The following is a 2,990-nucleotide window of genomic DNA, read 5'->3' on the forward strand; positions in this document are numbered from 1 at the left end:
CGCGAGGCCGTGCGCATGATCGCCATGCTGGGCGGCTTTCTGGGGCGCAAGGGCGATGGCGAGCCCGGAATCCAGTCGATCTGGACGGGATTCCGCCGCCTCATGGACTTCACCCTCGCCCTCCAGCTCCTGCGCGCCTCACCCGCACTTGTGGGTAATGGGTAGGGCAGTTTTGGGGGAGGGGGCCGTCTGTCCCGCCGATCGCGCATCCATCCGCGTCTGCGTACTGCCCGCGCGGGTTAGCACCGTGCTTGCAATAGCCCACGCGCGGCGGACGCCCGTCTGCCGCCGGGAGAGCGCGAACACGGAGAGCCGAGATGCTTTGGAGAGGCGGGAGCGAGACCGGGAACGTGGAGGACCGCCGCGGGATGGGAGGACGCGGCGGCTTGGTCGCGGGCGGCGGGGTAGGGGCGCTCATCCTGGGGCTGATCGCCATGTTCCTCGGCGTGGACCCCCGCAGCATGACGCAGGGCGGACCGTCCGGGCAGCCCGGCGCCGCCAGCGCGGGCGTGGACTCGCTGCCGGCCAGCGACGAGCTGGGCCACTTCGTCCGCCAGGTGCTCACCAGCACCGACCGCACGTGGGACGCCAAGTTCCAGCAGATGGGCCAGACGTACGAGCACCCCACGCTCGTGCTCTTCTCCGGCGGCACCGACTCCGGCTGCGGCTTCGCGCAGTCGGCCGTGGGGCCGTTCTACTGCCCGCGCGACCACAAGGTCTACATCGACCTCAGCTTCTACGACGATCTCAAGCAGCGGTTCAGCGCGCCGGGCGACTTCGCCGAGGCGTACGTGATCGCGCACGAGGTGGGGCACCACGTGCAGAACCTGACCGGCATCTCCGACAAGGTGAGCGCGGCCGAGCAGCGGGGCACCAAGGAGCAGGCGAACGCCCTCTCGGTGCGCCTGGAGCTCCAGGCCGACTGCTTCGCGGGCGTGTGGGCCAAGAACAACCAGGAGTTCACCCTCCAGCCGGGTGACGTGGAAGAGGGGCTGAACGCCGCCAGCGCCATCGGCGACGACCGGCTGCAGAAGGAGGCGCAGGGCTACGTGGTGCCCGAGAGCTTCACGCACGGCAGCTCCGCGCAGCGCGTGCGCTGGTTCCAGCAGGGCTACGGCTCGGGCGACATGAACCAGTGCGACACCTTCAACGCACGCGACCTGTAGCTCGCGGCGGAGCCGGCCAGCGGTCCGGCAGAGGCGCCTCCGCCCGTTCTTACGGCGGAGGCGCGGTCGTTGGCGGCGGGGCGTGCGGTGAAGCGTCTGGTGCGGGGAATGCATTGCGTGGGACGGTGCATGGGCGCCCAACCTTGCCGGAGCGCCCACGTGCGGCAATGTTGAGGGGCCCGGCGCGTATACGCGGGGCACGTGGTGCGCGGCCGGGCCGGTGGCGCACGCACGCAGGGGCGGGAAAAAGCAGACCAGGCGTGGTTCACATCGGATCGCACAGACAGCACGCAGCACCTTCAGCAGGGGAAGGGCCGTTCGAGGAGGCGGCCCGGCGCGGGCCGGACCCACACCGTCGCAGGCCGTGGCGCGCGTTCGCACCGGCCGCTGCAAGTTCATCTTCGCCAAGCCCTTGGATCCGGGGGCGGCCCCGGCCGCCCGCCAGCCCATTCATTCCAGGAAATGCAAACATGTCCCGGTCCGTTCTCCTGATCGACGACGAAGCCAGCATCCTCCGCCTGCTCGCGCGCTACTTCGAGCGGCAAGGGTGGGAGGTCTTCCAGGCCATGAGCGGCGAGGAAGGCGTGCCGCTCTTCGAGATGCAGCGGCCCGACCTGGTGCTGCTCGACCTGCAGCTCCCCGGGCTCCCGGGCCTGCACGTGCTGGAACTGCTGGTGGCCCGCGACGCCACGGTGATCATGCTCACCGGCACGGGCGACGTGCAGACCGCCGTGGAGGCCATGCAGCTGGGCGCCGAGAGCTTCCTCACCAAGCCGGTGGACCTGGCGCATCTGGGCGCCGCCGCCGAGCGCGCCGTGGAGAAGGTGGAGCTGCGCCGCGCCAACACCGTGCTGGCCCAGCGCCTCGCCGAGCGCAGCCAGGCCAGCATGCTGGGCACCTCGCCCAAGATGCAGGAGCTGGCGCGCCAGGTGGAGCTGCTGGCCGCCTCGGGCGACACCAGCGCGCTGCTGCTGGGCGAGAGCGGCACCGGCAAGAGCTGGGTGGCGCAGATGATCCACTCGCGCAGCCCGCGCGCCCGCGGCCCGCTGGTGGAGATCAACTGCGCCGGCCTCACGGCCACCTTCCTGGACTCGGAGCTGTTCGGGCACGAGAAGGGTGCGTTCACCGACGCCAAGGAGATGAAGCGCGGGATGTTCGAGGTCGCCGACAAGGGGACGATCTTCCTGGACGAGATCGGCGACCTGGCGCCCGAGCTGCAGCCCAAGCTGCTGAAGGTGCTGGAGACGCGCAGCTTCCGCCGCCTGGGCGGCACCCGCGAGATCACCACCGACGTGCGCCTGATCGCCGCCACCAATCGAGAGCTGGCCGCCGACGTGAAGGCGGGCCGCTTCCGCGAGGACCTCTTCTACCGCCTCTCCGTCTTCCCGCTGGTGATCCCGCCGCTGCGCGAGCGATCGCGCGACGACGTGCTGGAGCTCGTGCAGCGGTCCCTGGCCGAGCTGCGGCAGCGCCACCCGGGCTCGCCCGCCGAGCTGTCTGCCAAGGCGCTGGACGTGCTGGTGGCGTACTCGTGGCCCGGCAACGTGCGCGAGCTGCGCAACGCCCTGGAGCGCGCCCTGGTGCTCGCCGGCGGCGCCGACCGCATCGGGCCCGAGCACCTGCCCGCGGGCATCCGCGCGCCGGGCAACCTGCGCGCCTCGCGCGAGGACGCCACGGTGGTCTCGCTGGAAGAGATGGAGCGCCGCCACATCGAGCGCGCCCTCTTCGTCACCGGCGGCAACCGCACGGTCGCGGCCGAGAAGCTCGGCATCTCCCGCGCAACGCTCCACACCAAGATCAAGCAGTTCGGCCTCCAGGACGTCG

At 71.2% G+C, this 2,990-nt stretch carries 3 protein-coding genes; all 3 read left to right on the top strand.

What is annotated here, in order from left to right; all coding sequences use genetic code 11:
• A partial coding sequence (locus VFE05_17080) for an IS4 family transposase (protein ID HET6231792.1) occupies window positions 1-165 on the top strand: 165 nt, incomplete at its 5' end.
• Window positions 166-317: 152 nt separating this feature from the next.
• The gene (locus VFE05_17085; protein ID HET6231793.1) at window positions 318-1,166 is read left to right on the top strand and encodes a neutral zinc metallopeptidase; all 849 of its coding nucleotides are present in this window, start codon (window positions 318-320) and stop codon (window positions 1,164-1,166) included.
• A gap of 470 nt (window positions 1,167-1,636) precedes the next feature.
• On the top strand, window positions 1,637-2,990 hold a 1,354-nt coding region (locus VFE05_17090; GenBank protein HET6231794.1), incomplete at its 3' end, for a sigma-54 dependent transcriptional regulator.

This window comes from Longimicrobiaceae bacterium, from assembly GCA_035696245.1.
Classification (GTDB): Bacteria; Gemmatimonadota; Gemmatimonadetes; order Longimicrobiales; family Longimicrobiaceae; genus DASRQW01.